Source organism: Xenorhabdus sp. SGI240, from assembly GCF_040081915.1.
GTDB lineage: Bacteria > Pseudomonadota > Gammaproteobacteria > Enterobacterales > Enterobacteriaceae > Xenorhabdus > Xenorhabdus bakwenae.
The window spans coordinates 1-3,220 of sequence record NZ_JBEBMB010000143.1 but is presented as its reverse complement, the minus strand read 5'-3'; the positions used below and the strand labels follow the sequence as shown (position 1 = coordinate 3,220).

At 45.7% G+C, this 3,220-nt stretch carries 3 protein-coding genes; 2 read left to right on the top strand and 1 reads right to left on the bottom strand.

Annotation, left to right across the window (positions count from 1 at the left end; genetic code table 11):
• Positions 1-1,151, top strand: a 1,151-nt coding sequence (locus ABLA76_RS17590) for a polymorphic toxin type 15 domain-containing protein (protein WP_348988895.1), incomplete at its 5' end; no start/stop codon positions are given.
• A gap of 3 nt (positions 1,152-1,154) precedes the next feature.
• Positions 1,155-1,790 carry a GAD-like domain-containing protein gene (locus ABLA76_RS17585; RefSeq protein WP_348988894.1) on the top strand — a complete coding sequence of 212 codons (636 nt, stop codon included), beginning with the start codon at positions 1,155-1,157 and terminating at the stop codon, positions 1,788-1,790.
• A gap of 90 nt (positions 1,791-1,880) precedes the next feature.
• On the opposite strand, the gene ABLA76_RS17580 is transcribed toward ABLA76_RS17585, so the two are convergent.
• Positions 1,881-3,220, bottom strand: a 1,340-nt coding sequence (locus tag ABLA76_RS17580) for an Ig-like domain-containing protein (protein WP_348988893.1), incomplete at its 5' end; no start/stop codon positions are given.

Below are 3,220 nucleotides of genomic sequence, written 5' to 3'. Positions count from 1 at the left end.
AAGAAGCTAATCCCGTTATCAGGCCGAATACTCAGGGTGAGGAAGGGTTCTGGGGAAAAGTCGGCGATGTGGGAACCGGTATCCTGAAAAATCTGGGAAATACGGCCATTGATATTGCTGAAGTTGTGTATAAAGGCCATCAGGCTGATGCTGCGGTGGAGATGAGACTGGAAGCATTAGCACATAAAGCCGCGGGGAATGAAGCAGAAGCGGATCGGTTAACGAATAAGGCTGATGCGCTCATGGAAAACGCGGATCTGGATGAGTACCGATTTAAGCCAGAAGGCGCGGCAGAAGAATTGGGGGATACCCTCGCTGACTTAAACCCCAAAGGGGTATTCAAGCAAGCGGTGAAAGGTATCGCTAAAGGCGGTTCAAAGGCAATGTCGATCATCACTGGCAAGGAAAAGGGAGTTGCACGAAAAAACTCCAGAGATAAACGACGAGAAACCCGAGCTGCTGAAAGAGACAAAACAACACCTTCCAAAGACCCAGACGAGCTTAAAAAGGAACTGAAAGAAAAACAGCAAAATAAAGGGGGTAAAGTCAAAGGGGTTAAGAAGACTAAGGTACCGTGTTTTGATCCTTATGACAGTGACAGGTATAAGTCATTTAAAACCCCTGAAGAAAGAAAAGCATTCCTGAATGAGTATGCGGATCAGTTACGTGGTCAGCAAGCAGCTATTAATGATATGTCACCTGAAGAATTCCAGATTGCCAGACAGGCATATGATGCAGATTCTGCAAAAGGCAGGGAAGAAGGTAAAAAAGGTGCGGGACGTCATAACAAGGCTGAATCAGCACAGCGTCGAGCAAAAAGGATGAAAACGAAAGAAATCAGGGACAATATGACACAACGTCATATAAATAACGGGATGCCGGAAAAGGAAGCAAAAAAAATAGCAAAAGAAAGAGCACCAAAAGCCCTTGATGGATTGGCTGCATTACATGAACCGGATATGGTGGCTGGTGGTAAGTTTAAGTACGCTACAAAAAGATTTGGTGACAAAGGAATTAATAGTGCCATTGGTAGTAGCTGGAAATCACGTTTAAAGACATTAGATGATGCAGCTAAAGCAGCTATTGAAAATGGTTTGGGTGACGCTAAGATGAATGTACAATTAGAAGTGTGTAAAGGAAAGGGGAAATAAATTATGCGAGATCATTATTTCAATGAATTTATTGACGAATTTGGGGAAGCTACTCAACATATACCTGTACCCGATGAAGCTATTAAAAAGTGGAAAGGAAGATTACCTGATAGATTGCTACATTATTGGAAAACAGAAGGTTGGAACAGCTATCAAAACGGTTTATTCAGCTTCGTAAATCCTGATGATTATGAAAGCATTGTGGATATGTGGCTGGAAGATACCCCGTTTGAATCAATGGATTCTTACCATGTTATTGCTAGAAGTGGCTTCGGTGATCTTTGTCTTTGTGGCGAGAAAACTGGAACAAATTTAAAAATATCATGTGCATTCAACACGATTTATTATAATAAAGGTAATTTTTACGATAAAAACAAGGAAAGTCATGATCTCGACATTTCCGCTTTCTTGTCAAGTAAGTCACCAGATTCATTCGATATCGAAGATGATGATGATATATGGCTTTTTTTTAGATCTGTAGAAAAATATGGTCCATTAAATGAAAATCAAATATTTGGTTTTGAACCTGCAATATTTTTAGGTGGTGATGTCGACTTGGAAAACATAAGAAAACTAGATTTATATATTCACTTAGATATTTTAGGTCAATTTTCAGAACCAATTATAGAAGAGGTCTAATAGACTAAATTGTATTAGCTTAAACTTGATCTGGCAGTGATCCTTTATTTATGGAATGTGCCAGATCAAGCCCAATTTAACGCACTTCCATTACCGACCACACGCAAACGCCAAATGATGCCAGGCATTGCGCATCCAGCTATCCGATTCTGCCCAAAATACCCATTTAGCCTGAGCTTCTGAAAAACCTGAACTGGCGGTGAGGTAATCCGTGGAGGTCACGTAAAATTCCCGTGCCCAGCCATCATAAAGATAAAAGTTCCCCCATTCCTCATAGAGCTGTTCCAGCGCATATTTGGAGGCAATCCGGCTGCCCAGTGATTTGCAAAGCTGTTTCGCATTTGAATAAAAATCTTTTGTCAGGCCGGAGCGCTCAAACCAGGTGTGAACCGTCAAGGTCAGCTCGACCTGCTGCCCGGTCTCATCAGTACCCGTGAGCCTGACTCCGTCAGGATTTTGCTGTACCGTCACCACATCCCCCGATACCGTCACCGAGGGCGAGTTACTCTGCCAGTTCACCCGGCCTGTATTGCCTGCCGTGATAAGACGGAATTTCGCGCCACGCCAGAGTACGGAGGGTCCCCTGAGACCAAACGATTTCTGGTTGGCATTGCCGCCCTGACGGTCAACGGCAACAGTATCAACCAGGCGTAACGTCGTAATAAATTCCACAGAGGAGACAACTTGCTGCTCACCCACTTCAGCAGTGACCGAAGCCTGTCCAGCATGACGACTGACCAGGGTTGCGGTTGCCTTTCCCTGACGGTCTGTCCTGTCTTCTGCAAAAATCATCTCACCAAGATTGCCAGACCAGTCAACCGCTTTATCCGCAAGCCCCTGCCCATGAATATCGGTGACGGTGACAGTAAAAGTTACCCGATCTTCGCCATCCGCCCTAGCACGGGTTTTATTGACCCGAAGGGTGGGTAACAGGATTTCATCAAAGGTGACAATCGGGGCAGCCACTTTATGATCACCGACCTGGATCTGCACCTGGTGATCTCCTGCAAATGTACTGCTCAATTGAACCTGCACTTGTCCCTGATTATCAGTTTGCGTCTGTTCTGAAGACAACACACCGTGATCCGTTTGCCAAATTACCGGCTGATTTGCTACGGGTGATCCCAGCGAGTCTTTCACCGTGGCGGTCAACACCACGGTATCCTGACCATCACCTTTCGCCCTGATTTTGTCCACCGTGATCGCGGGTTTCAGCCGGCGTTCAAACGTCACCGGAGCGGCATAAAGGGTTTTTCCCGCCACCTCGGCTTTCACCGTTACCCTCCCTGCGGTACGACTGACTAACCGGGCGGTCGCTTCTCCCTGACTGTTTGTCTGCTCTTGCCTGTCCAGCAGTTGCCCGTTATCCGCTGACCATTGTACTTCGCTGTGGGCAACGGGTCGATTCTCTGCATCGCGCACGTTCACCG

Excerpts from the sequence above, each read along its gene's own strand:
- ABLA76_RS17585 (WP_348988894.1), top strand. The coding sequence starts at position 1,155 with ATGCGAGATCATTATTTCAATGAATTTATTGACGAATTTGGGGAAGCT.